The organism is Sphaerisporangium krabiense, assembly GCF_014200435.1.
GTDB classification, from domain to species: domain Bacteria; phylum Actinomycetota; class Actinomycetes; order Streptosporangiales; family Streptosporangiaceae; genus Sphaerisporangium; species Sphaerisporangium krabiense.
In genome coordinates, this window is record NZ_JACHBR010000001.1 from 228,466 (window position 1) to 250,049 (window position 21,584).

Below are 21,584 nucleotides of genomic sequence, written 5' to 3' on the forward strand. Positions count from 1 at the left end.
AAACGGCACCCGGTAAGTGCGGGCTCACCGCGGGTGGTCCGGCTCGCGGCCCGCCCTCGTGCGCGCGCGCAGGTGGGCGCGCTCGCCCTGCCTGCCGAAGAGGCTGAGGAACTCGACCGGCGCGTCGTCGGCGGCGCCGAACCAGTGCGGCAGGCGGGTGTCGAACTCGGCGGCCTCGCCGGGCGAGAGCACGAGGTCCTGCTCGCCGAGCACGAGCCGCAGCCGCCCGTTGAGCACGTAGAGCCATTCGTAGCCCTCGTGGGTCTGCGGCTCGGGTTCCGCGCCGCCGCGGCCGGCCGGGATCACCAGCTTGTACGCCTGGATGCCGCCCGCCCTTCGGGTCAGGGGCAGCATGGTCATGCCGTGCCGGGTGATCGGGCGCAGGTGGACGCGCGGGTCGCCGGTCGGCGGGGCGTCGACCAGTTCGTCCAGGGTGACGCCGTGCGCCTTGGCCAGCGGGAGCAGCAGTTCGAGCGTCGGCTTCCGCGCGCCGGACTCCAGCCGCGACAGGGTGCTGACCGAGATGCCCGTCGTGGCGGACAGGGCGGCCAGCGTGGTCTCGCGCTGCCGTCGCAACGCCCGCAGCCGGGGACCGACCGCGCCGAGCGCGCGCCCCAGGTCGTCCTCCATACGCGACATATTGCCATAGCGGCAACAACGCTTGCCACTATGCGACCCCGGAGCGCAGAGTCGTCGTGGAGGTGGTCACGATGACCGATCTGCGGAGAGACGGCTACGACGTGGTGGTGGCGGGCGGCGGAGCCGCCGGGCTGAACGGGGCGCTGATGCTCGCACGGGCGCGGCGCTCGGTGGTGGTGATCGACGCGGGCGCGCCGCGCAACGCCCCCGCCGAGGGCGTGCACGGCCTGCTGGGCAGGGAGGGCATGCCGCCGGCCGAGCTGCTGGAGCGCGGGCGGGAGGAGGTGCGCCGCTACGGCGGCCAGGTCGTGTCCGGCGAGATCCGGGCCGTGACCCGCGACGGCGACGGCCTCGCGGTCACGCTGGCCGACGGCCGGGTCACCCGGGCGCGCCGCTTGCTGGTGGCGACGGGGCTGGTGGACGAGCTGCCGGACGTGCCGGGACTGCGGGACCGGTGGGGCCGGGACGTGCTGCACTGCCCGTACTGCCATGGGTGGGAGGTCCGTGACCGTGCCATCGGCGTGCTGGGCGGCGGCCCGATGTCGGTCCACCAGGCCCTGCTGTTCCGGCAGTGGAGCGACGACGTCACGTTCTTCTCCCACACCGGGCCGCCCGCCGGGGAGGATGCCGAGAAGCTGGCGGCGCGCGGCATCCGCGTGGTGGACGGCGAGGTCGCGTCCCTGGAGGTCACCGGCGACCGTCTCACCGGCGTGCGGCTGAGCGACGGCACGGTGGTCGCCCGCGAGGCGCTGGCGGTCTCGTCGCGCATGGTGGCGCGCGCCGGCTTCCTCGCGGCGCTCGGGCTGCGGCCGCAGGAGCATCCGAGCGGGGCCGGTGAGCACATCCCCTGCGACGCGACCGGCCGTACCGAGGCGCCGGGGGTGTGGGTGGCGGGCAACGCCACCGACCTGACCGCCCAGGTCGGCACCTCGGCGGCGGCGGGCGCGCTGGCCGCGGCCCACATCAACGCCGACCTGGTGGCCGAGGAGACGACCCGGGCGGTGGCCGCGCACCGGGAGCGGACGGCTTCCGCGGCACGCCTCTAGCGTGACGCGCGGCCCCTTTCCGGACTCAGGGGGCGGGTGACGGGGGGAGATATGTTCCATGCGAATAAGCCCATTCCATGGCCATATAGCCTTTCGGTATGAGTTGCGGTGTTACGTAGCTTTACGGCGTTTCACCTGTTCACCCGCCACCCCTCTGCCGCCCGGGCCAATAGAACGGACAATGAGCAGCGATACCGGGTGAAATCTGCCAATGTGAGCGTATGGATCTCAACGACGCCAGGGGGCTGGCGCGGGCTCTCAACGAGCTGTTGAAGAACGCCGGTCAGGCGATCGAAGGGGCGCGCGAGACACCCGAGCTCATCGCGCGGGTCACCGGCCACCTGGGCTGCGAGCTGAACCACGTCGTCAACGTCGTCAGCACCTTCCCCGGCTGGGAGCACGTCAACCTCCAGCGCGGCGTGGACGCCTACCTGGCCGCGCACAGCCCCGGCGCCGAGTGGTTCGGCATCAGCGGGCACGGCCGCGAGCACGAGGAGTTCGTGAACATGCTGGCCAGCCTCGCCCGGGGCTGGGAGCGCTACGAGCCCGGCGCGGTCGACTACGCGACCGCCGCGATCGGGCCGGACGAGACCACCGAGGTCATCTCGCTCGGCCTCGTGCTGACCCGGACCCCGGACGGCGGCCCGGTCGTGGTCGGCCTGCGCGGGTCCCAGGACCACCACGGCCCCCAGTGCCAGGTCGTCGTCCTCGCCCCCGACCGGCCGAGCGCCACGGGCACGCGCGACGAGATCGAGCGGCTGACGCGCGAGCACGACATCTACCGGGGCCAGGTGCTCTCCTTCATGTGGAGCGAGCACCGCGGCAACGACCTCGTCACCTTTCTGCCCCGCCCGGACCTGCCCGCCGACCAGGTGATCCTGCCCGAGGGCGTGCTCGCGGGCATCGAGCGGCACATCGTGGGCATCGCCGAGCACGCCGTGCGCCTGCGCGAGCACGGCCAGCACCTCAAGCGCGGCCTGCTCCTGCACGGCCCGCCCGGCACCGGCAAGACCCACACCGTCCGCTACCTGCTGGGACGCATGCGCGAGTGCACGGTGATCATCGTCACCGGCACCGCTATCCGGTACGTGGCCCAGGCCGCCGGGCTCGCCAGGCGGCTGCAGCCCGCCATCCTCGTCCTGGAGGACGTGGACCTGGTCGCCCAGGACCGGGGGCTGGACGAGACCGGCAACCCGCTGCTGTTCTCCCTGCTCGACGCGATGGACGGCGTAGGCGCCGACGCCGACGTCACCTTCGTGCTCACCACCAACCGCGCCGAGGTCCTGGAACGCGCGCTGGCCGACCGCCCCGGCCGGGTGGACCTGGCCGTCGAGATCCCCAAACCGGACGAGGACGGCCGCGCCGCGCTCATGCGCCTGTACGCGCGGGGTCTGACGCTCCGGGCCGACCTCGGGCCCATCGTGGCCAAGACGGAGGGCGCCACGGCGTCGTTCTTCAAGGAGCTGCTGCGCCGCGCCGTGCTCGACGCGCTGCGCGCCGAGGACGCCACCCCGGTCGTGACCGACGAGCACCTCGGCCGCGCGCTGGAGGACATGCTCGACGAGCGCGAGTCCCTGACCAGGTCGCTGCTCGGCTCGGGAGAGCACGTCTCCGCCGACCGGCCCTTCGGCGACGGCTACGGCTACGGCGGCCCGCCCGCCCCCTCCCCCGGAGCCTCGACCAGCGCCTTCGTCGGCTTCTACGAACCGTGACCGCGGCGGCCCGGCGCGCGGACGACGGCGGAGCGGCCTCAAGAGGACAGCGGGGGCGTGACCAGGGCTTGCGCGTCCTTTAGGTGCGATCTGCGGGCCATTCGCCGTCCTCGCGGCGCCGGGACCGGTACCATCGCGACGCGCGGCCAGTCTCGCCCCGGCTCCCCGCGGGACCGATTCGCCGTCCAGGCACGTGATGTCCATCCGAGGTGAGTAGGTTCCGGCGCGTGCGAGACGAGGCTGATCCGCGACGGGCGAGGCCCGGCACGGCCCTGACCGTGCCCGGCCTCTGGCTGGCCACCCGGGCGTTCCTGCTGCTCACGGTGCTCGACATCGTGCCGCTCTTCCGCACCGTCACCTGGGACGTCACCGGCGTCTACCACGGCTGGCACGAGACCATGCTCGGCGGCAGCTTCCCGGTCGACGACGTCACCTGGCAGTACCCTCCGGCCGCCGCGCTGATCATCATGGCCCCGTCCATGCTGCCCTTCTCCTACCTCGGCGGCTTCCTGGTCATCACCGTGGCCTTCGACGCGCTGACCATGGCGTCCCTCATGCGCGTGCCCGCGGGCGAGGAGGGCCGCACGCACGTGGGGGCCTGGATCTGGCTCGCCGGGGTGCCGCTGCTCGGACCGGTGGTGTACGCCCGGTACGACCTGCTGGTCACCGCGCTGGCGGTGTCCGGCCTCCTGCAGCTGCGGGCGTCCTCGGCGCGCGGAGGGCTGGCGCTCGGGGTGGCGGCCGGGCTCAAGCTGTGGCCGGCGCTGGCGCTGATCGGCACGCCGCGCGGCCGGGAGACCCGCCGCACGCTCGCCGGGGCGGCGGTGGGCGGCGCGGTCTCGACGCTGCTGATGATGACGGCCCTGGACGGCGGCCTCGGCTTCCTCACCGCCCAGCAGGACCGCGGCGTCGAGGTCGAGTCGGTCTGGGCGCTGGCCTTCCACGTCGCCCGGTGGTTCGGCTGGCCGGGCATGGTCAGCTACAGCTACGGGTCGATGGAGATGATCGGCCCGTACGCCGAGGCGGCCGACCGCGTGTCACTGGCCGCCACGCTGCTCGGCCTGTGCTGGCTGGTCCTGTGGCGCCGCCGCGCCCGCGCGTGGACCGCGGCCACGCCCTACGACGCGGCGCTCGCCGCCGTCCTGATCTTCGTGGTCACCAGCCGCGTGATCAGTCCGCAGTACCTGGTGTGGCTGGTGGGCCTGGCCGCGGTGTGCCTGACCGTGCGGGCCTCCACCCAGCGGCCGGTGGCCGCCCTGGTGCTCGCCGCCACGGCGGTGACCATGCTGGAGTTCCCGCCGCTGTTCGAGGACGTCCAGCAGAGCACCGTGCTCGGGGTGACGGTGCTGGTCGTGCGCAACGGCCTGCTGGTGGCCGCGACCGCCGTGTCGTGCCTGCGGCTGTGGCGGGCGACCGTTCCGGGGGCCGTGACCGCCCGCCCCCGCGACCCCGGCCTCGCCACCGCCTGACCATGAGCCGGCCGACCCCACAATCACCCCGAATTATCCCCTTATCGGCTGATATATCGCCTCAATTCAATGTTAATCTTGGTCTTCTTCCGTGGTTACCGGTAAACGAAAACCGTGCCGAACGGCCCCAGTGGGACCCGACGACCCCAGGGAGACCCGCACTCGTGGGCGTGACGCAGATCGGAAGGAAGACCGCCGGGCCATCCCTCGTGTCCGGTCTGCTGCGCACCGCCCGTCCGCGGCAGTGGCCCAAGAACCTGCTGGTCGCCGCGGCCCCCGTCGCGGCCGGCGCCCACGACGGGACGACGCTCGCGGCCACCGGCGTGGCGCTGGCCGTCTTCTGCCTCGCGGCGCCCGCGGTGTACTTCCTCAACGACGTGCTCGACGCGGGCCGCGACCGCGCGCACCCGGTCAGGCGCTTACGCCCGATCGCCGCCGGGACGGTGCCCGAGCCCGTCGCGCTCGCCTGCTCGGCCGTCCTCGCGCTCGCGGCCATGGTCCTCGCCGCCGCCTGGCGCCTGGAGGCCGGCGGGGTGATCGCTATCTACTTACTGGTCAACGGGCTGTACTGCCTCAAGCTCAAGCACGTCCCGATCATCGAGCTGGCCACCGTGGCGAGCGGATTCCTGCTGCGGGCCGTCTTCGGCGGGGTGATGGCGGGGCTGGCGCTGTCGCAGTGGTTCCTGATCGTGGTCGGGTCGGCCGCGCTGTTCATGGTGGCGGGCAAGCGGTCCTCCGAGCTGGCGACGCTCGGACGCAAGGCCGCCACGACCCGCCCGGGCCTCGCCCACTACTCCCCCGGCTACCTGCGGTTCGTCTGGCAGGCGTCCGGAACGGTCGCGATGACCACGTACTGCCTGTGGGCCTTCGAACTTCCCGGCCGCCAGCTCACCGTCATCCCCCTGGCCCTGGCGTTCCTCCGCTACGGCTGGCACGTGGACCGCGGCGAGGCCGGCGAACCGGAAACGGTCGTACTCGGCGACCGGTGGCTGCTCGGACTCGCCCTGGCATGGGCGGTCCTCTTCGTGGTGGGGACGGCACGTGGCTGAACGCATCCAGGAGGCGGCGCCCGGCACCGAGCGCCGCGAACCGGCCGGCGCCGTGCGCGCGGCCACCCGGGACCTGGCAGGACGGCTGCGCGCCCTGCCCCGTCCCTCGCCGCGCGCCCGGCACGTCATCTCGCTGGCCGCGCTCGTCCTGGTCGCGACCGCGGTCTACACGCGGCTCGGCATGGTCAGGTTCGACCTGTACCGGGCGACCAGCCTGGACCTGACGCTCTTCGACCAGGTGGTGCGCGGCTTCTCGCACTTCAGCGCGCCGACGAGCCCGCTGCGCGGGTTCACCCTGGACAAGGGGATGGACTTCAACCAGCTCGGCGAGCACTTCTCGCCGATCCTCGCCGTCCTTGCCCCGCTGTACTGGATCCACGACGGCCCCGAGACGCTGATCTTCGCCCAGGCGGCGCTGTTCGCGCTGGCGATCCCGCCGCTGTGGGTGTTCACCCGGCGGGTGCTCGGCACCGGACCGGCCTACCTCGTCGCCGTCGCCTACGCGCTGTCGTGGCCGCTGGCGCGGGCGCTGAACTTCGACTTCCACGAGGCGGCCTTCGCGCCGCTGATCACCGCCGTGATGATCGAGCGGTACAGCGCGGGCAGGCAGGGCCACGCCGTCACGGCGGCCGCGGCGTTGCTGCTGGTCAAAGAGGACATGGGCCTCATGGTCGCCGGGTTCGGCGCCTACGTCGTGACCCGGGGGCGGCGGCTCGACGGCATCACCTACATCGCGGCCGGCGTGGGCTACACCCTGTACGCCCGGGCGCTGATGATCCCGGCCGTGGGCGGCGACCCGGAGATGTACTGGGCATACGGCCAGTTCGGCCCCGACCTGCCGCACGCCGCGCTCACGGCCGTGAGCGACCCCCTGGGCACCCTCGGCACGCTGTTCAGCCCGCAGGTGAAGCTCGACACCTGGGCGTTCCTGCTGTGGCCGACGCTGCTGCTGTGCCTGTTCTCACCGCTCACGCTGATGGCGGTGCCGCAGTTGCTGGAGCGCATGCTGTCCGACCGCCTGCACTGGTGGATCACCGACTTCCACCACAGCGCCTTCACCGTGGTCGTCCTGCTGTGCGCGGGCGTGGACGGCGCCGCGCGGCTCGGCCGCCTGCTGCACCGCCGCAAGGAGATCCCCGAGCGGTCGACGGCGCTGGTGTGGGCGACGGGCGTCTGCCTGGTCGCGGTCACGCTCGTGCCCCGCTTCCCGTTCGACCAGCTCATCCGGCCGGAGTTCTACGAGAGACCCCCGGACATCGCCGCGGCGGAGCAGGCGGTCGCCACGGTGCCCTCCGGCGTCATGGTGGAGGCCGTCAACCACGTCGGGCCGCACCTGTCCGCCCGCACGACGACCCTCCTCTGGACGGACAAGCCGCCCGCCGCGCCCTGGATCGTCGCCGACACGACCCGCTTCGCCTACCCGTGGGGTTCGGTCGACCGGCAGCGGCAGCGCGTGGACGAGTTGAGGCAGCTCGGCTACCAGACCGTCTTCGAACGCGAGGGTTACGTGGTACTCCACCGCCCCGGCACGGCGCCGCCGTGACGCCGCCCCGGTCCGCGCCCGCTCAGGTGACCCCGCGCCGGTACCTGCCGGGCGAGGCGCCGTGGTGCCGCTTGAAGGTCGCCGAGAAGGCGAACTCGGAGGTGTAGCCGGCCCGCCGCGCCACGGCGCCCAAGGGGACGTCCGACTCGCGCAGCAGGCGGGCCGCCGTCGTCATCCGCCACCAGGTGAGGTAGGCCAGCGGGGGACGTCCGACCATGGCGGTGAAGCGGCGCGAGAACGCCGCGCGGGAGAGCCCGACCCGCTTGCCCAGCGCCTCGACGGTCCAGGGCAGGGACGGATCGCGGTGCATCGCGTCCAGCGCGGCGCCGACCGCCGGATCCCTCAGCGCCGCCGCCCACCCGGTCGCCACGGCCGGGCGCTGCGCGAACCACGCGCGCAGGATGTAGGCGAGCAGCATGTCGAGCAAGGCGGGCACGACGGCGTCCGCGCCCGGGCGGGGGTGCTCCAGCTCCGCGCCGAGCAGGCCGACGGCGGCGCGCAGGTCCGGGTGACGGCCGGGCGCGGCCGGGAGGTGGACCACGTCGGGCAGCTCGCCGAGCAGCGGATGCGCCCGCGTCGCGTCCAGCTCGTAGGCGCCGCACAGCGTCACGGCCGACGGGGGCGAGCCGTCGTCGCCGGCCGACGCGGAGGTGTACCGGGGCCGGTCGGCGAGCGGGTCGCACGCCGGGCCGGCGGGCGGGGCGGCGGGGTCGCCGCCCATGCCGTGCCCCCGGCCTCGCGTCAGCAGCACCACGTCTCCCTCGGCGAGCGCGAGCGGCGGGCCGTCCTCGGGGAACAGCCAGCACCTCCCGCGCAGGACGACCTGGAACCCGGCCGTTCCCGGAACGGAGGGAAACCGCTGCCCCCACGCCCCGTGCCACCGCACCCGGGACGACCGCGGCTCGCCCGTCCGCATCGTGGCGATCACATCGCTGAGCACGTCCACCCGCACACCCCCGACCGACGCCACGGTCAGGACGATCGCCCGGACCCCGGCGCGCCGTGACCGGACACTCCGTACCGTGACCCTAACCCCCCTCGTCGGCCCCGGAAGACGATCGCGCAGGAAATCAAGACGAATCCGCATTGGCCGTCTCGTCCACGCCTCCTACGGTTGCGAGGCAGAAGATCCACCGTCTCTCGGCTTGAGTCCCCGCCATGCGGGTCTCGGGAAGGCAGCCCGCCACCATGAAGGCCGCACGCGTCCACGAGTACGGCAGTCCCGACGTCATCCGCTACGAGGACGTCCCCCGGCCCGTCCCCCGCCCGGGAGAGGTGCTGGTCAGGGTCGCCGCCGCGTCCTACAACCCCTCCGACGCCGGCTTCCGCGCCGGGCTGATGGCGTCCGTCATCCGCATGGAGCTGCCGTTCGTCCCCGGTATCGACCTGTCCGGCACGATCGTCGCCGGCGACACCCGCCGGTTCCCGGTCGGCGGCCGCGTCATGGGCCTGCCCGGCGGCGCCTCGGCCGAGTACGTGGCCGTGCCCGAGCGCTCGCTGGCGAAGGCCCCGGCCTCGATCCCGCTCACGCACGCCGCCGCCATCCCGGTCGCCGCGCTCACCGCCTGGCAGGCCCTCTTCGAGCACGCGCACCTCGCCGAGGGCCGCCGCGTCCTCGTCAACGGCGCGGGCGGGGGCGTGGGTTCGTTCGCCGTCCAGCTCGCCGCGCGCGAGGGCGCGCACGTCATCGCCACGGCCGGGCCCCGCAGCGCCGAGGCCGTCCGGCGGCACGGCGCCCACGAGATCATCGACTACACCGCGACCTCCCTCGCCGAAGCGCTCGACGCGCCCGTGGACGTCCTGCTCAACCTGGTCCCGATCCCTCCGGAGGCCGCCCGCGACCTGGTCCGGCTCGTGCGCCCCGGCGGCGAGATCGTCTCGATCACCGCCCCGTTCGACCCGCCGCCCGGCGCGGGCGTCACCGCCGCGCACTTCGTCACCCGCGACGACGTGGACCAGCTCACCGCCATCGCCGCCCTCGTCGACGACGGCGCGCTCCGTGTGCACGTGACCGCGGCCCACCCGTTGTCCGCGCTCGCCCACGTCCACCGCGAGAGCGAGGCGGGCCGCCTGCACGGCAAGGTCGTCGTCGTTCCGTGACACATGCCTTCTGACCTGGGGATTTCCTTTGCCGCGGGATGTGGAGGGGTGCGTTGCCCGGGCGGGGGCGGTCTGCCAGGATCGACCCCTGGCACCACCGAGGAGGATCCCATGGCCTCTCTTCTCTGCCCGTACCTCAACTTTCCCGGCACCGCGCGGCAGGCCATGGAGTTCTACGAAGGCGTCTTCGGTGGCACGCTCTCGCTGAACACCTTCGGCGACTTCGGGGCCCCGGACGCGGAGCTCGCCGACAAGATCATGCACAGCGCGCTCGAAACCCGCGGCGGCTTCACGCTGATGGCCTCCGACCTGCCGCCCGGCATGGAGCACACCCCCGGCACCACCATCTCGGTGAGCCTCAGCGGTGAGGACGCCGGCGAGCTGCGCGGCTACTGGGAGAGGCTCACCGCGGGCGGCGTGGTCACCGTCCCCCTGGAGAGGCAGATGTGGGGCGACGAGTTCGGGTCCTGCGTGGACCGGTTCGGCATCCCCTGGATGGTCAACATCACCGCCCCGCGTACCTGAGCACGTCTCCGCCTCCTACTGCCGCGACAGCGTCCGGGTGATCGCGGCGACGACGGTGATCGCCAGCAGCCATCCGGCCGCGATCAGCCCGTAGGCGACCCACGCCGCGCCGCCCGCCGGGCGGAACGCGCCCTGCTGCCCGAAGTCCACGACCGGCAGCAGGAGGTCCAGCGCGTACATCACGGGACTGAAGACCAGGCCCTTGCCGGCCTCCGCGGGCGGCGGCGGGTGGCTCGCGAAGAAGACCGCGCCCGCCGCGAGCAGCACCGCCAGCCAGGCCGCGGCGCGCAGCGGCCGGTAGCCGTACCCGGCGGTCAGGTCCTGCAGGTACCCCCAGAGCCGGGGCAGCGGGCCGACCGTGCCGCGCCGGCGCCGCTGCTTGGCGAGCAGGACGGTGCGGGCGTCGGCGTCCTGACCGAGACGGCGGTAGGTGGCCGCGAGCTGCTCGTAGGCGTGGGGCAGGTAGCCGGCCGGGTCCCGGGCGACCCAGTCCAGGCGCCGGGCGGCGGGCAGGTGGGGTTCGAGGGCCTGGTAGACGAGGCCGTCCTGGCTGAGCGTCGCGGGCCAGGTCGCGCGGTCGTCCCGGATGACCCCGATGCGGGCGTGCCGCAGGTCCACGTGGCCGTCGACGGGCGCGGTCACCGGCAGGACGAACTCGTCCGCCTTGAGATGGCGGGCCCGCAGCGCGACGTCGCCGGGGTTGCCGAGGTGCGCCTCCTTGAAGCAGACCTTGCTGCGCACGTCGGCGAACGACAGGTCGATCTTGCCGTCCACGGCGAAGCCCTCGCAGCAGTTCATGATCGCCCCGACCGTCAGGTCCATCGCGCTGAGCGCCGTCCGGCCGGGATGGCTGAGCGCGGCGCCCTCGAACAGCACCGAACCACCGACGTTCGCCCGTTTGATGTCGAGCCGTCCCCGGCAGCTGAACGGAATCCCGTCGTGCCGCGGGCGCGCCACGATGTCGGTGCCGACCTGCAGGCCCGTGGCGTCCAGCCCTTCCAGGCGCGAGCCGTCCAGGATCACCGCGCCGCTGACGCGGGCCCCCGGCAGCTCCGTGCGGCCGGTGATCGTGCAGTCGGCCAGCACGAGGCTGCCCTCGATCTGCGCGGTGGTGGCGTCCAGCCCGGGAAAGGAGCAGGTCACCAGGGTGAACTGGCGTAATCGGGCGCCGTGGAGGTTGATCGGCCGGTCGAAGTCGCAGTCCTCCAGGCGGATGTGGTGGCGCACCTCGGTGAAACGCAGGTCGAAGTGGCCGGCGACGCGCGCGTGGTGGACGTACAGGGCCGGCACCAGCACCGACCCCGCCTCCTGCGCCCCGGCCAGCAACGGCCGCAGCACACCCGCCCGGATCGTCCGATCCCCCCGCCCCGCGAGATCGACATGCCCCCCGGCCGCGAACCCCTCCCAGACGGCCCTCTCGGCCGCACTAAGCTCACCGATCACCTCTGAATCCTCCTCCCGACCGCCGCCTTCCGCCCAGCCCCCTCCGCACCGGCCTCGTCCCCACCGGTCCTCTCCCCGCCGCCATGGCGGACGCGGGAAAACTCAGGCCGCGTTCCGCACCTTCCGCCACTCCATTTCCTGACGACGGTGACCGGCCGTGCGATTCCTCAGGTATTCGATCTCTCTTGTTCCACGTCAGGGATTTCCTACCGCGCCACCATAAAACAAGCCGGCGATAGCACCGCAGACCGGCTTTGGCACCGGCCAGAACCCGCGATCTACCAGCGGCGCTGTCATCCGTGGCAAAAAGCGGTCAGCAATATTGTCAGGACACGGACACAGGCCGACACTCATCGGCAAGAGGCTCGATCCCCATCAATGGAGGCGCAATGAGCCGAGCCATCCTCAAACCCGCCAGACGCTCGAAACCGATGATCCGGCGGCTGATATCAGCCGCCATCGGGATCCTCACCGTGGCCGTTCTCACCGCGCCACCCGCCACCGCCCTGGCCCTGCCCACCCCGAAGGATTTCGTGTCGAACCTCGACCTGGAATGCTTCAAGACCAGCCCCTACCAGCCGCCGGCCACCACGCTCACGCTGCGGCACCTCAACCCCGTCCTCGGCAACCTGCCGACCGAACAGGTCACCCTCGGCCCGCGCGAGCAGTTGTGCGTGCCGGTCGCCAAGAACAACGTCCTCCCGCCGACGCCGGTGCTGGAGTTCATCAGGTACGTCGACCTCGCCTGCTACCGGATCCAGGGCGCCTCGGTGAACACGCAGCTCGTGCTCAGCCACCTCAACCCGGTGCTCCAGACCCTGCCGCGGCAGCAGGTCACCATGAACGCGCCCCAGCATCTCTGCGTGCCCGTCGCCAAGAACAACGTGACGCCTCCCGCCGAAGTGCTGTCGCTGGTCTCGCACATCGACCTCAAGTGCTACGACATCACCCCGAACACGCCGCTGAACCTGCAGCTCGGGCTGCGGCAGCTCAACCCGGTCCTCGTCGACCGGATTCCCGCGCACTCCGCCCAGGTCGCCGCCGCCCGGCAGCTCTGCGTGCCAGTCTTCAAGGCGGGAGACACCGTCCCGAGCGCCGTGGTCAACATCCTCAGGTGGATCGACCTGGAGAAGTACGACATCCTCACGCAGGCGACGCCGACGATCTCCCTGACCCTGCGCCACCTCAACCCGGTGCTCGGCAAGTTGCCGGTCGAGCAGGCGACCATCGGCAGCGCCGTCCAGCTCGCCGTCCCCGTCGCCAAGAACGGCCAGTTCCCTCCGAGCTGACCCGGCGATGACCGACGGGCCCCGGCGGGCCGGCCCGCCGGGGCTCATGGTGTGCCGGTACAGAAGACCAGAGCGCGAAGTGCCGGGGGTTCCTGGCCATAACATCAACGTTCCGCATCTCGGGGGGTAAATCTCTATTGTCATGATCCGATGACGCATGGACACTTGTGGCTTGACCGTTGCCGCCGGACGAAGGAATCCGAGTGCGAGGGCTGCGCGCAAGGCTGACCGTAAGTGTCGTCGCGATCATCGCTGGCGTCGTGCCGGCCACGGCACCCGCGTTCGCCGCGGAGACCGGCGGTTGCGCGGACACGGCGAGACCGCTCACCGTCGAAGAGCAGCGCCTCGCCGGCGCCGTGCCGCAGGAGATCCTGCGGCGCTCCGGCTTCGACTCCGCGGCCCCCCGGTTCGCGCACGCCCTGTGCGGGGCGAGGTCGTACCGCCAGGCGGAGCAGGTCATCACCACGCATGGGCAGCACTTGTGGCAGCGCGCGGTCGACCGGGCGCAGGGACGCGGCGCGCCGGACGGCGACCTGAGCCGGGACGACGACCGGCCGCTGTACTGGGCACGCCTCGGGCTGACCGGCGCGCTGCGGCAGTGGCGGCCCGCGTTCGGCCTCACCGACGCCGGACGCGCGGCGCTGCTCGACCGCCTGGAGCGCGGCTCCCGCGGCCAGGACGCCATCCGCTTCCCCGCCGGGAAGGGCGTGCGGCGAGTGCTGGTCACCGGCTTCGACCCGTTCACCCTGGACCGGGACATCCGCATCAGCAACCCCTCCGGCGCCACCGCGCTGGCGCTCGACGGGACGACCGTGCGGACGGACGCGGGCCCCGTCAGGATCGAGACGGCCGTCTTCCCGGTCCGCTGGGGCGACTTCGCGAACGGCACGGTGGAACGGGCCCTGCGCCCGCACCTGCCGCAGGCCGACCTGTTCACGACGGTCAGCCAGGGCCGGCCCGGCCGGTTCGACGTCGAGCGCTTCAACGGGGCCTGGCGGGGAGGATTCCCGGACAACGAGAACCTGTCCTCGACCGGGCTCGTCCCGGTGTCCGACCCGGCCTCCCAGCCCCAGTGGACGGTGACCACGCTGCCGTACCAGAAGATCGTGGCCGCCCCGACGGGCCGTTTCCCCGTGTACGACAACACCCAGGTGACCGAGATCCCGGCCGGCGCGACCACCCCCGTGGTGCGTCCGGACGGCCCCACCGAGGGCTCCACCGCCCGGAGCGGCAGCGGCGGCGACTACCTGTCCAACGAGATCGCCTACCGGGCCACCCTGCTCCGCGACCGGCTCCACCTGCGCATCCCCGGCGGCCACGTGCACACCCCGGTCCTCCAGTTCGCCCCGGGCAACACCGACCCCGCGACCGGCACGATCACCGACGCCGAGTTCGTGCGCAACCGGCTGGACATCATCGCCCAGGCCCGCACGATCATCCTTGTGGCGGCGGGCACCACTCCCCCGCGAACCTGAGCGACCGGGCGCCGTCGCCGGGCGCCCCCACCTGACCGTCGTTCGGCTCCTCCGCCTCGACGGGCGTATCCGCGGCTCCTGATCCCACCGCGTTCCTTCATGAGCTCGACCCGGTCGATGATCATGTACTGGGTCATGCCTCAAGCTCCCATGGACGAGCCCCGCCTGTCGTGTCGCGTCGTGCATGGATTAGGCTCAAAGGCCGTTCGCTAACGGAACGAGCGTTCGTCTAGCGAACACGGCTCACGAGGAGGAGGCGTCATGGATTCGGCCTTCATCTACGCCGCGGCGCGCACGCCGTTCGGCAGGTTCAACGGCGCGCTCGCCGGGGTCCGCCCGGACGACCTGGCGGCCACCGCGTTGCGCGGCGTCCTGGCCAAGCTCCCGCGGCTCGATCCCGCGAAGATCGGCGACGTCGTCTGGGGCAACGCCAACGGCGCGGGCGAGGACAACCGCAACGTGGGCCGGATGGCCGCGCTGCTGGCCGGGCTGCCGGTGACCGTCCCGGCCACCACGGTGAACCGGTTGTGCGGGTCGAGCCTCGACGCCGCCATGATCGGCTCGCGGACCATCGAGAGCGGCGACGCCGGCATCGTCGTCACCGGGGGCGTGGAGTCGATGACGCGGGCCCCTTGGGTGCTGCCCAAGCCCTCGCGTGCCTTCCCCGCCGGAGACATGACCGCGGTCTCCACCACGCTCGGCTGGCGGCTGGTGAACCCGCGCATGCCCCAGGAGTGGACGGTCTCGCTGGGCGAGGCCAACGAGCAGCTGCGGGAGAGGTTCTCCATCTCGCGCGAACGGCAGGACGCCTTCGCCGCGCGCTCCCACGTGCTGGCCGACGCGGCCTGGAACGCCGGGTTCTACGACGACCTGGTGATCCCCGTCGAGGACGCCGGCCTCACCCGCGACGAGGGCATCAGGCCCGGCACGACGCCGGAGATCCTCGCCGGGCTCAAGCCGGCCTTCCGCCCCGACGGCACCATCACGGCCGGCAACGCCTCCCCGCTGAACGACGGGGCCTCCGCGGTCGTGCTCGGCTCCGAGGCCGCCGCCGACCACGTCGGCGCCGACCCGATCGCCCGCGTCGCGGGCCGCGGAGCCACGGCGCTCGAACCCCAGATGTTCGGGTACGCGCCGGTCGAGGCCGCGAACCAGGCGCTGCGCCGGGCCGGCATCGGCTGGGACGACGTCGGCGCCGTGGAGCTCAACGAGGCGTTCGCCGTCCAGTCGCTCGTGTGCCTGGACGCCTGGAAGATCGACCCCGAGATCGTCAACACCAAGGGCGGCGCCATCGCGATCGGCCACCCTCTGGGCGCCTCCGGCGGGCGCGTCCTCGGCACGCTCGCCCAGGTGCTGCGCGAACGCCGCGAGCGCTGGGGCGTCGCCGCCATCTGCATCGGCGTCGGCCAGGGCCTGGCCGTCGTCCTCGAGAACGTGAGCGCCTCATGACCGCCGTGTTCACCGACCACGACGAGGCCGTCGCCGGGATCGAGGACGGCGCCACGGTCCTCATCGGCGGCTTCGGGCTGGCCGGCATGCCCGTCCAGCTCATCGACGCGCTCATCCGGCAGGGCGCGACGGACCTGACCGTCGTCAGCAACAACGCGGGCAACGGCGACACCGGCCTGGCCGCGCTGCTGGCCGCCGGGCGGGTCCGCAAGATGATCTGCTCGTTCCCGCGCCAGAGCGATTCGTGGGTCTTCGACGGCCTCTACCGGGCGGGGAAGATCGAGCTGGAGGTCGTCCCGCAGGGCACCCTCGCCGAGCGCATGCGCGCGGCCGGCGCCGGCATCGGCGCCTTCTACTGCCCCACCGGCGTCGGCACGCCGCTCGCCGAGGGCAAGGAGACGCGCACCATCGACGGCCGTGACCACGTGCTGGAGTACCCGATCAAGGGTGACGTCGCCCTCATCGCCGCCCACGTGGGCGACCGGATGGGCAACCTCGTCTACCGCAAGACGGCGCGCAACTTCGGCCCCGTCATGGCCACCGCCGCCACCCTGACGATCGCGCAGGTACACGACGTCGTGGAAACCGGCGGCCTGGACCCCGAGGCCGTGGTCACCCCGTGCGTCTACGTCGACCGAATCCTCGACCTGAAGAGCGACCGAACCGAGGACCCGAGCACCACGGAGGCGACGTCGTGAACACGGTGGAACACCTCGACCGCGGCGCGCTGAACCGTGACGAACTCGCCGCCCTCGTCGCCCGCGACATCCCGCGGGGCTCTTTCGTGAACCTCGGCATCGGCCAGCCCACGATGGTCGCCGACCACCTCCAGGCCGGCTCCGGGGTCGTCCTGCACACCGAGAACGGCATGCTCGGCATGGGCCCGGCCGCCCACGGCGACGACATCGACCCCGACCTGATCAACGCCGGCAAGATCCCCGTCACCGAGCTGCCGGGCGCGTCGTACTTCCACCACGCCGACTCGTTCGCGATGATGCGCGGCGGCCACCTCGACGTGTGCGTGCTCGGCGCCTTCCAGGTCTCCGCGCGCGGCGACCTGGCCAACTGGCACACCGGCGCGCCCGACGCCATCCCCGCCGTCGGCGGCGCCATGGACCTGGCCACCGGCGCCAAGCAGGTGTTCGTCATGATGACGCTCTTCGCCAAGGACGGCACGCCCAAGCTCGTCCCCGAATGCACCTACCCGCTCACCGGCCTGGCCTGCGTAAGCCGCCTCTACACCGACCAGGCGGTCTTCCACATCGGCCCGGACGGCATCACCGTCGCCGAAACCTACGGCACGACCGCCCACGACCTCGCCTCCCGCCTGGACGTCCCCCTGCGCACCCTGCCCGAGTGACCTCGACGCCTCCCGGCCGTGGATCCGTCGGCGACGCGGTGAGCGCCGGTTTGTCGGTGCCGCGCGCGATACTCGCCGCTGACGATCACGAGGATGAGACGTCGAAGACGGCGCGGCCGCTCCGTCGCCGAACGACGAGTCTCTCCATCGAACACGGCGTGGAGGTATCGGCATGGAGGACGAGGACCGGCTGACGATGCCGGCCGCCTGGCTGCGCGCTCTTCATCCGCGGCGGGGCGGCGTGAAGGTCGCCGTGAAGCCACTGGACGCGGGCGCGCCCAAGAAAGCCGCCGCGAAACTGGACGAGCACCGGCAGCGCGTCCTCGACTCGCTGGCGGAGTGCCGCGACCCGGAGCTGGCCTCGGCCGGCGCGGCGTACCTGGCCGGGGAGCCCACCGCCACGCCGCTCGGCGCCGCGGTGGTCCTCGAGGTGGTGACCCCGTCCCTGGTATGGGACATACCGCCTCTGTTCGTCGAAGCCTGGCTGGCCGAGCGCGGCCTGGTGTTCGCGGCGCTGGCCGTGACCGAGCTGGCCTCGCTGAACCGCGACATCGACGGGCGGACTCTGCGAGTCCGGCGGCTCGCCGACGATGAACCCCGCGCTCATTGGTTCGGCTGGTACCGGACGGAGCTCGCCACGCGGGTCCGTGCCGTCCTCTCGGCCGCGCCGGACGCCGAGTACGCCGACGTGGTCGCGGCGCTGGCGGTGAGCCGTGCGGGAGGGCTCCACCATCGGATGGTGGCCTCCTACCTGGCGCCCACCGAGACCGAGTGGGTCGCGGCCGACTGCGCCGAGGTGAGCCGCGTCAATCCGAACCTCGCCGTCGGCCTGGTAGCCGCGATCGGCACGCCGGAGCACGCGGCGCTCATCGCGCCCCACGTGCCGGGCCACGTCGTGATGCACTCCCTCGCCCTGCCCGCCACACTCGTCGACGGCGTCGGGGACGCGGCCGTGCCGGTGCTGGCCGGATGGTACGACGATCTCTACGACACCGGAAGCCGGCGGCGACTGCTGGACATGCTCGCCGAACTGCCGGCCGACGCGGCCATGCGGGCCCTCCTCGACCGGATCGAGCAGAAGCACGCCCAGCCGGCGTTCCTGCGCGCGGCGGCCCGCTTCCCGCGCCGGGCGATGCGGATGCTGGCCGCCTCCGACGGCAAGGCCGTGGACCTGCTGCTGCGCGCCCACGCGCTGGCCCACCCCGACCTGGTGGCCGAGGTGCTCGCGAGCGACGACGATGCCGCCGCCGCGCGGATCGACAAGATCACGACTGCCGCGACCGTCCGCACCGCTCCGCTCGAGGCCCTGCCCGAGGTGCTGGTCAGCCCGCCCTGGACCCGTCCGCGCACGGCCCGCAAGCCGGTCGTGGTGAGTGACCTGGTGTGTGCCGATGAGCCGGCCGTGGTGTGGCGACCGGGCGAGCGGGACGGTTGGCGATCCACCCGGCCGGGGCACGAGTCCTGGGTTTGGAGCAGTGAGCGGGACTGGAAACAGATCGCCCGTCAGATCCCCGAGGACGGGCGTGCCTCCTGGTACGACGAGACCGCCCTGTTCGCCGCCGGGCCCGAGGAACTGGCCGGGCCGCTGATCGAGAAGTGGCGTCCGGCCGACCTGTGGGACGCCTCCGAATGGATGCCGAAGGTGGTCGCCAGGTTCGAACTGGCGGCGCTGCCCCTGGCGCTGGACAGCGCGCGGCGCAATCCCGGCGCGATCGCTCCGGCGCTGCTTCCGTTCGCCGATGCACGGGTCGCCGTGCTGATGGCCGAGTGGCTGGCCCGGCTGAAGTCGGTCCGCGCCACCGCGCTGGCCTGGCTGGCACGCCACCCCGAGGCGGCCGCGAGGGCGCTGATCCCGCCGGCTCTGGGCAAGCCCGGGACGGCCCGGCGACAGGCCGAGCAGGCGCTGGCGGTGCTGGCCGCCGGTGGTGGCCGCAGGGCCGTGGCGCAGGCCGCCGCGGCTTACGGCCCCGTCGCCGAGGCCGCGATCACCGGCCTGCTCGCGGCCGACCCCCTCGACGCGCTGCCCGGCAAGCTGCCCGTGCTGCCCGAGTGGACGGAGATCGCGGTCTTGACGCCGGTCCTGCTGCGCGGCGACGCCGGTGCGCTGCCGGCCGAGGCGGTCCGCCACGTGATGACGATGCTGGCGATCTCCAGGCCCGGTGATCCGTGCGCCGGTCTCGCCCTGGTCAAGGAGGCGTGCGACGGTCGCAGCCTCGCGGAGTTCGCGTGGGCGTTGTTCCGGCAGTGGCAGGCCGCCGGCTACCCGTCCAAGGAAAGCTGGGTGATGGACGCGCTCGGACTGCTCGGCGACGACGAGACCGTCCGGCGGCTGACGCCGTTGATCAGGATCTGGCCCGGTGAGGGCGGGCACGCGCGCGCGGTCGCGGGTCTGGACCTGCTGGCCGCCATCGGCTCGGAGGTCGCGCTGATGCACCTGCACGGCATCGCCGAGAAGGTCAAGTTCAGCGGGCTCAGGAAGCGGGCCAGGCAGAAGATGGACGAGGTCGCCGCGGACCTCGGCCTGACGCCGCAGGAACTGGCCGACCGGCTGGTGCCGGACTTCGGGCTGTCCGCCGACGGCGGCATGACCCTCGACTACGGCCGCAGGCGGTTCGTCGTCGGCTTCGACGAGCAGCTCAAGCCCTACGTGACCGACGCCGCGGGAAAGCGGCTCAAGAACCTTCCCAAGCCGGGGGTGAACGACGACACGGAGCTCGCGCCCTCCGCCTACCGGCGGTTCGCCGGGCTGAAGAAGGACGTGCGCGCCGTGGCCGCGGACACCATCCACCGGCTGGAGCAGGCCATGGTGAACCGGCGCCGCTGGAGTGGTGAGGAGTTCAAGCGGCTGCTCGTCGGCCACCCGCTGCTCTGGCACATCGTGCGGCGGCTGGTATGGGGCCTCTACGACCGCTCGGGCCGGCTCACGGGCGCCCTACGCGTGGCCGAGGACCGCGGTTTCGCCGATATCGAGGACGACACGCTGACGCTGCCCGACGAGGCCGTGGTCGGCGTGGCGCACCCGCTGGAGCTGGGCGAGAAGACGATCGCGTGGGCCCAGGTGTTCGCCGACTACGAGATCCTCCAGCCGTTCCCGCAGCTGGCCCGGGAGACCTATGAGCCGGACGAGACGCTGCTGACCGAGATCAGCGCCGTCAAGGTCCCCACCGGCAAGGTGCTCGGCCTGGAACGGCGTGGCTGGCGGCGAGGTTCGCCGCAGGACGCCGGCATCCAGTACTGGATCGAGCGGGACGTGCCCGGCGGCGGCACCATCACGATCGGTCTCGTTCCGGGCGTCGCCGTCGGCTACGCCGACTTCGCCGACGAGCAGACCCTGGAGGGGGTCTCCCTCGACGGCCTCGACCCGATCACCGCCTCCGAGATCCTGCGCGACCTCCGGGAGATCACCCGATGAACGAGCAGGTCCAGCGGCCCCCTGCCGAGGTCCGCTACGCCGGCGAGCTGGCCCGGCTGCGGGAGGACGACACCGACGACCGGCCGCCCGGCTGGGCGCTGAGCCTGCGCGCCGCCCGCCGTTTCGTCCTCGGGGACGAGAAGCTGGGCATCGGCCGCAAGTTCGTGGGCGACCCTTCGCTGATCGACCGATCCCTGGTGACGCTCGCGACCGACCGCGGGCTGATGCTGGTGGGTGAGCCGGGCACGGCGAAGTCGCTGCTGTCCGAGCTGCTCGCCGCGGCGGTGAGCGGAACCTCGACGCTCACCGTCCAGGGCGGCGCGTCCACCACGGAAGACCAGATCAAATACTCGTGGAACTACGCGCTGCTGGTCGCCGAGGGGCCGTCCACCCGGTCACTGGTGGCCGCTCCGCTGCTGCGCGGCATGGCCGAGGGCAAGGTGGTGCGCTTCGAGGAGATCACCCGCTGCCCGCTGGAAGTACAGGACTGCCTGCTGTCGCCGCTGTCGGACCGCGTACTCGCCATACCCGAGCTGACCGGCCCGGAGGCGATGGTCTTCGCCCGGCAGGGTTTCACCGTCATCGCCACCGCCAACACCCGCGACCGCGGCGTCAACGAGATGAGCGCCGCGCTCAAGCGCCGGTTCAACTTCGAGACGGTCTTCCCCATCGCCGACTTCGACACCGAGTTGCTGCTGGTGGAGGCGGAGGCGGCCGCTCTGCTGAAGCGGTCGGGCGTCGGCGCGCCACCACGGCGCGACGTGCTGGAGGTCCTGGTCACCGCGTTCCGGGAGCTGCGCGAGGGGCGGACCGCGCGCGGTGACGCCACCGACCGGCTGTCAGGGGTGATGAGCACCGCCGAGGCCGTCTCGGTCGCGCATGCCGTCGGGCTGCGCGGGTGGTTCCTGCGCGGGGAGCCCGGCGACGCCGCCGACCTGGTCTCCTGCCTGGCCGGCACGGCGGCCAAGGACAACCCGGAGGACCTGGCGAAACTCCGCAGATATCTGGAGCGGAAGCGGCACGGAGACCAGTGGAAGGCCTTGCACGAGGCCCGTCACCTGCTGCCGGGCTGA

The 21,584-nt window shown here is 72.7% G+C and carries 17 protein-coding genes; 14 read left to right on the forward strand and 3 right to left on the reverse strand.

The genetic code is table 11. The features are described 5' to 3' along the window. Positions 1–24: 24 nt before the first annotated feature. Positions 25–630: a helix-turn-helix domain-containing protein gene (locus BJ981_RS01030; RefSeq protein ID WP_184607869.1), complete on the reverse strand. Its 606-nt coding sequence runs from the start codon at positions 628–630 to the stop codon at positions 25–27. An 80-nt stretch (positions 631–710) separates the two neighbouring features. Here BJ981_RS01030 and BJ981_RS01035 point away from each other — a divergent pair, with 80 nt between their 5' ends. From BJ981_RS01035 to BJ981_RS01055, 5 genes are all read left to right on the forward strand, one after another. Further along, positions 711–1,685, forward strand: coding sequence for an NAD(P)/FAD-dependent oxidoreductase (locus BJ981_RS01035; RefSeq protein ID WP_184607870.1), 975 nt, complete (start codon positions 711–713; stop codon positions 1,683–1,685). Between the two features lie 221 nt (positions 1,686–1,906). Beyond that, the gene (locus tag BJ981_RS01040) at positions 1,907–3,397 is read left to right on the forward strand and encodes an AAA family ATPase (protein WP_184607871.1); all 1,491 of its coding nucleotides are present in this window, start codon (positions 1,907–1,909) and stop codon (positions 3,395–3,397) included. 227 nt (positions 3,398–3,624) lie between these two features. After that, on the forward strand, positions 3,625–4,866 hold the full coding sequence (locus tag BJ981_RS01045; protein WP_184607872.1) for a glycosyltransferase family 87 protein: 1,242 nt from the start codon (positions 3,625–3,627) through the stop codon (positions 4,864–4,866). 170 nt (positions 4,867–5,036) lie between these two features. Continuing rightward, a complete protein-coding gene (locus BJ981_RS01050; RefSeq protein ID WP_204070175.1) occupies positions 5,037–5,915 on the forward strand; it encodes a decaprenyl-phosphate phosphoribosyltransferase in 879 nt (292 codons plus the stop codon). Further along, positions 5,908–7,458: a DUF2079 domain-containing protein gene (locus BJ981_RS01055; RefSeq protein ID WP_239139160.1), complete on the forward strand. Its 1,551-nt coding sequence runs from the start codon at positions 5,908–5,910 to the stop codon at positions 7,456–7,458. The genes BJ981_RS01050 and BJ981_RS01055 overlap by 8 nt, the downstream gene beginning before the upstream one ends. A 22-nt stretch (positions 7,459–7,480) precedes the next feature. On the opposite strand, the gene BJ981_RS01060 is transcribed toward BJ981_RS01055, so the two are convergent. After that, positions 7,481–8,404 (reverse strand): AraC family transcriptional regulator, encoded by a 924-nt coding sequence (locus BJ981_RS01060; RefSeq protein ID WP_184615441.1) that lies wholly within the window; start codon positions 8,402–8,404, stop codon positions 7,481–7,483. 242 nt (positions 8,405–8,646) lie between these two features. Between BJ981_RS01060 and BJ981_RS01065 the strand changes: the two genes are divergently transcribed. After that, positions 8,647–9,558: an NADP-dependent oxidoreductase gene (locus BJ981_RS01065; protein ID WP_184607874.1), complete on the forward strand. Its 912-nt coding sequence runs from the start codon at positions 8,647–8,649 to the stop codon at positions 9,556–9,558. Between the two features lie 111 nt (positions 9,559–9,669). Next, positions 9,670–10,083 carry a VOC family protein gene (locus BJ981_RS01070; RefSeq protein ID WP_184607875.1) on the forward strand — a complete coding sequence of 138 codons (414 nt, stop codon included), beginning with the start codon at positions 9,670–9,672 and terminating at the stop codon, positions 10,081–10,083. A gap of 15 nt (positions 10,084–10,098) precedes the next feature. On the opposite strand, the gene BJ981_RS01075 is transcribed toward BJ981_RS01070, so the two are convergent. Continuing rightward, a complete protein-coding gene (locus BJ981_RS01075; RefSeq protein ID WP_184607876.1) occupies positions 10,099–11,526 on the reverse strand; it encodes a hypothetical protein in 1,428 nt (475 codons plus the stop codon). 389 nt (positions 11,527–11,915) lie between these two features. Between BJ981_RS01075 and BJ981_RS01080 the strand changes: the two genes are divergently transcribed. From BJ981_RS01080 to BJ981_RS01110, 7 genes are all read left to right on the forward strand, one after another. After that, positions 11,916–12,815: a hypothetical protein gene (locus BJ981_RS01080; protein ID WP_204070174.1), complete on the forward strand. Its 900-nt coding sequence runs from the start codon at positions 11,916–11,918 to the stop codon at positions 12,813–12,815. 260 nt (positions 12,816–13,075) lie between these two features. Then, the gene (locus tag BJ981_RS01085; RefSeq protein WP_239139159.1) at positions 13,076–14,290 is read left to right on the forward strand and encodes a pyroglutamyl-peptidase I; all 1,215 of its coding nucleotides are present in this window, start codon (positions 13,076–13,078) and stop codon (positions 14,288–14,290) included. Positions 14,291–14,551: 261 nt separating this feature from the next. Next, positions 14,552–15,739: a thiolase family protein gene (locus BJ981_RS01090; RefSeq protein ID WP_184607878.1), complete on the forward strand. Its 1,188-nt coding sequence runs from the start codon at positions 14,552–14,554 to the stop codon at positions 15,737–15,739. After that, positions 15,736–16,437 carry a 3-oxoacid CoA-transferase subunit A gene (locus tag BJ981_RS01095; protein ID WP_184607879.1) on the forward strand — a complete coding sequence of 234 codons (702 nt, stop codon included), beginning with the start codon at positions 15,736–15,738 and terminating at the stop codon, positions 16,435–16,437. Before BJ981_RS01090 ends, BJ981_RS01095 begins: the two co-directional genes overlap by 4 nt. Continuing rightward, a complete protein-coding gene (locus BJ981_RS01100) occupies positions 16,434–17,099 on the forward strand; it encodes a 3-oxoacid CoA-transferase subunit B (protein WP_184607880.1) in 666 nt (221 codons plus the stop codon). Before BJ981_RS01095 ends, BJ981_RS01100 begins: the two co-directional genes overlap by 4 nt. A 172-nt stretch (positions 17,100–17,271) precedes the next feature. Then, positions 17,272–20,511, forward strand: coding sequence for a DUF4132 domain-containing protein (locus BJ981_RS01105; RefSeq protein WP_184607881.1), 3,240 nt, complete (start codon positions 17,272–17,274; stop codon positions 20,509–20,511). Continuing rightward, positions 20,508–21,584 (forward strand): ATP-binding protein, encoded by a 1,077-nt coding sequence (locus tag BJ981_RS01110; RefSeq protein WP_184607882.1) that lies wholly within the window; start codon positions 20,508–20,510, stop codon positions 21,582–21,584. The genes BJ981_RS01105 and BJ981_RS01110 overlap by 4 nt, the downstream gene beginning before the upstream one ends.

Bases quoted from the DNA above. Each gene is read 5' to 3' on its own strand.
- BJ981_RS01035 (WP_184607870.1), top strand. From the start codon at position 711: ATGACCGATCTGCGGAGAGACGGCTACGACGTGGTGGTGGCGGGCGGC.
- BJ981_RS01070 (WP_184607875.1), top strand. From the start codon at position 9,670: ATGGCCTCTCTTCTCTGCCCGTACCTCAACTTTCCCGGCACCGCGCGG.
- BJ981_RS01090 (WP_184607878.1), top strand. From the start codon at position 14,552: ATGGATTCGGCCTTCATCTACGCCGCGGCGCGCACGCCGTTCGGCAGG.
- BJ981_RS01110 (WP_184607882.1), top strand. From the start codon at position 20,508: ATGAACGAGCAGGTCCAGCGGCCCCCTGCCGAGGTCCGCTACGCCGGC.
- BJ981_RS01080 (WP_204070174.1), top strand. From the start codon at position 11,916: ATGAGCCGAGCCATCCTCAAACCCGCCAGACGCTCGAAACCGATGATC.
- BJ981_RS01065 (WP_184607874.1), top strand. From the start codon at position 8,647: ATGAAGGCCGCACGCGTCCACGAGTACGGCAGTCCCGACGTCATCCGC.
- BJ981_RS01030 (WP_184607869.1), bottom strand. From the start codon at position 630: ATGGAGGACGACCTGGGGCGCGCGCTCGGCGCGGTCGGTCCCCGGCTG.
- BJ981_RS01095 (WP_184607879.1), top strand. From the start codon at position 15,736: ATGACCGCCGTGTTCACCGACCACGACGAGGCCGTCGCCGGGATCGAG.
- BJ981_RS01105 (WP_184607881.1), top strand. From the start codon at position 17,272: ATGGAGGACGAGGACCGGCTGACGATGCCGGCCGCCTGGCTGCGCGCT.
- BJ981_RS01040 (WP_184607871.1), top strand. From the start codon at position 1,907: ATGGATCTCAACGACGCCAGGGGGCTGGCGCGGGCTCTCAACGAGCTG.